Origin of the sequence: uncultured Clostridium sp. (assembly GCF_947036855.1) — a bacterium.
In the GTDB taxonomy this organism is placed as follows: domain Bacteria; phylum Bacillota; class Clostridia; order Clostridiales; family Clostridiaceae; genus Sarcina.
In genome coordinates this window covers 1-3,700 of the sequence record NZ_CAMQRY010000185.1, presented here as the reverse complement: position 1 = coordinate 3,700, position 3,700 = coordinate 1, and the positions used below count along the sequence as shown (strand labels likewise).

The 3,700-nt window shown below is 33.6% G+C and carries 2 protein-coding genes and 1 riboswitch; both genes read left to right on the top strand.

Going from position 1 to position 3,700, the window contains the following annotated elements:
• Window positions 1-337 precede the first annotated feature (337 nt).
• Window positions 338-435: riboswitch (purine riboswitch) on the top strand.
• 187 nt (window positions 436-622) lie between these two features.
• Entirely contained in the window at window positions 623-2,077 is a 1,455-nt protein-coding gene (guaB, locus tag Q0V15_RS12435; protein WP_297439462.1) for an IMP dehydrogenase, read from the top strand.
• Between the two features lie 94 nt (window positions 2,078-2,171).
• A partial coding sequence (gene guaA / locus Q0V15_RS12430) for a glutamine-hydrolyzing GMP synthase (protein ID WP_297439461.1) occupies window positions 2,172-3,700 on the top strand: 1,529 nt, incomplete at its 3' end.

The window sequence follows — 3,700 nt, the reverse complement described above, 5'->3', positions numbered from 1 at the left end:
ATAAATCAAAGAAATTATAAAATGAAAGATAATCTTTCATAATCTAAAAATAAAAAACACGAACATTTATATATAATTGTATAAATTTCACTTAAAAGCACACGCTAATATAAAGATATTAGCGTGTGTTTTCTTTTGTTTTCATAGCTTTTACATAAGCTTTGCAAGGGTTTGTGCATTATTATGTTTATTGTAATTTGTTCCGAATGATTTATGAAATATTTACATCAAATATTTTATTTTATGAAAGTTTAAAATCATTTTAAAATGGGCTTTTATTTGGTTGACAAGCATTGTTGCAATATAATATAATAAATAAAAATCAACGAACTTAAAAAAAGAAATATTTGAAAATACTCGTATAAATCTTGGATATGGCAAGGTGTATCTACGGAGAACCATTAATTCTCCTCTATGAGTGATTTGATATAGCTGACTTAAAGATGAAGGCATATTAACTCACTTAGGGAGTTAATATGTCTTTTTTTAGTAAATAAACAAATCGTTAACAAGATATTACAAGAATATTAAATGAAAGTTATCTTGCAAAAGTGAAATTAGATGCAATTTAACTTGTAAAATTGAATTAAAATAATTATTTATTGATGGAGGGGTTTTTAAGATGGCAAAAATATTAAAGCAGGCATATACATTTGATGACTTATTATTAGTACCAAACAAATCAGAAATTTTACCTAATGAGGTTAGTTTAAGAACACAACTTACAAAAACTATTTTCTTAAATATACCGTTAATGAGTGCTAGTATGGATACAGTTACAGAATCTAAGATGGCAATCGCTATGGCTAGAGAGGGTGGAATAGGAATTATCCACAAGAATATGAGTATTGAAGCACAAGCATTAGAAGTTGATAGAGTTAAGAGACAAGAGAATGGAGTTATTACAGATCCTTTCTTCTTAGCACCAGATAATACTGTTAATGAAGCTTTAGAGCTTATGGCTAGATATAGAATTTCAGGTGTCCCTATTACAGAGGGTAAGAAACTTGTTGGTATTCTTACTAATAGAGATATTGTTTTTGAAACTGATTATACTAGAAAAATTTCAGAGGTTATGACTAAGAGTCCTTTATTTACAGCTCCAGAAGGAACTAAGGTTGAGGATGCTTTAGAAATCTTAAAGAAAACTAAGGTTGAGAAACTTCCGCTTGTAGATGCAAATGGAAATCTTACAGGACTTATTACAATTAAGGATATTGAAAAAGCTAAGGCTTATCCAAATGCTGCAAAAGATTCTAAGGGTAGACTTTTATGTGGAGCATCTGTTGGAATTACAGGGGATATGATGGAAAGAGTTAAGGCTTTATATGAAGCTGATGTTGATGTTGTTACTTTAGATACAGCTCATGGACATTCTATGGGTGTTATGAATGGAGTTAGAACAATCAAAGCTGCTTATCCTGATTTACAAGTTATAGCAGGAAATATTGCAACTGCAGAGGCTACTAGAGATTTAATAGAAGCTGGAGCAGATTGTGTTAAGGTTGGAATTGGTCCTGGGTCAATATGTACAACAAGAATAGTTGCAGGAGTGGGTGTTCCACAACTTACAGCTGTTATGGATTGTGCTGAAGAAGGTAAGAAATATGGAGTTCCAGTTATTGCTGATGGAGGACTTAAGTATTCAGGAGATATAGTTAAGGCTTTAGCAGCTGGAGCTACTGTTGCAATGATGGGTTCATTATTTGCAGGATGTGAGGAAGCACCAGGAGAGATGGAAATTTATCAAGGTAGAAGCTATAAGGTTTATAGAGGAATGGGTTCTCTAGGAGCTATGGCTAAGGGTTCAAGTGATAGATACTTCCAAAATGGAACAAAGAAATTTGTACCTGAAGGAGTAGAGGGAAGAATTGCATTTAAAGGTTCAGTTTCAGATACTATATTTCAATTAATAGGTGGAATTAGATCAGGAATGGGATATCTTGGAGCACCTACACTTGATAGATTATTTGAAACAGCTACATTTGTAATTCAAACATCAGCAGGATTTAGAGAAAGTCATCCTCATGATATTAATATTACAAAAGAAGCACCAAATTATAGTGTGAGTCAATAATCCTTGTTAATGATTTACAATTAAGTGTATAATTATTTTAATAAGAATTTTACAATAGAGAAGTTTAAATTTTAGTGAGCAAAGGGGTTTGAATATGAAAGATTTAGTTTTAATAGTTGACTTTGGTGGCCAATATGGTCAGCTTATAGCAAGAAGAGTAAGAGAATGTGGGGTTTATTGTGAAATAATTCCTTACACAAAAGGCGTAGAACAAATAAAAGCAAAAAATCCAAAGGGTATAATCTTTACTGGTGGACCAAATTCAGTTTATGGAGATAAGTCACCAAGTATTGATAAAGCTATATATGATCTTGGTATTCCTGTACTTGGGATTTGCTATGGTGAGCAACTTATGGCTCATACTTTAGGTGGAAAAGTTACAACTGCTCCAAGTGGAGAGCATGGTAAGACTGATGTAGAGCTTGATACAACATCTGTTTTATTTAAAGGGATTGATGCAAAGGAAACTTGTTTCATGACTCATGTAGATTATGTTGAAACTGCACCAGAAGGGTTTAGAGTTGTAGCTACTACAGCTAACTCACCTATGGCAGCTATTGAGAATGAAGATAAGAAATTATATGGAGTTCAGTTCCACCCAGAGGTTGAGCATACTCCATTTGGAAGACAACTTCTTTCAAACTTTGTACATGATATATGTGGTCTTGAGAGCACATGGACAATGGCTTCATTTGCAGAAACTAAAATTAAAGAAATTAAAGAACTTGTTGGAGATCAAAAACTTATCTGTGGTTTATCAGGTGGAGTGGATTCATCAGTAGCCGCTGTTATGATTCATAGAGCTGTTGGTAAACAACTTACTTGTATCTTTGTAGACCACGGTTTACTTAGAAAAGATGAAGGAGATCAAGTTGAGAAAATCTTTAGTGAGCAATTTGATATGAATCTTATCAGAGTTAATGCTAAGGATAGATTCCTTAGTAAGCTTGTTGGAGTATCTGACCCAGAAGAAAAGAGAAAGATTATTGGAGAAGAGTTTATTAGAGTATTTGAAGAAGAATCTAAAAAGCTTGGAGATATCAAATTCTTAGTTCAAGGTACAATTTACCCTGACGTAGTTGAGAGTGGAACAGAAACATCTGCTGTTATAAAAAGTCACCACAATGTTGGAGGACTTCCAGAAGATATGGAGTTCAAACTTATTGAGCCACTTAGAGAATTATTCAAGGATGAAGTTAGAGCAGTTGGGGAAGAACTTGGAATTCCACACAAATTAGTATGGAGACAGCCATTCCCAGGACCAGGACTTGGAATAAGAGTTCTTGGTGAAGTTACTGAAGAGAAACTTGAAATAGTTAGAGAAGCAGATGCTATATACAGAGAAGAAGTAGCAAATGCAGGACTTGATGAAACAATATGGCAGTACTTTGCAGTTTTACCTAATATCCAATCAGTTGGAGTTATGGGAGATGCAAGAACTTACTGTCACACAGTAGGACTTAGAGCAGTAAAATCAACAGATGGTATGACATCTAACTGGTTCCCAATGCCTTATGATGTTCTTGAGATTGTATCAAGAAGAATAGTCAATGAGGTTCCAGGAGTAAATAGAATAGTCTATGATGTAACATCTAAACCACCTGCTACAATAGAGTGGGAATA

What these genes read in the sequence shown, in the direction of transcription:
- guaB (WP_297439462.1), top strand. Translation starts at nt 623, where the DNA reads ATGGCAAAAATATTAAAGCAGGCATATACATTTGATGACTTATTATTA.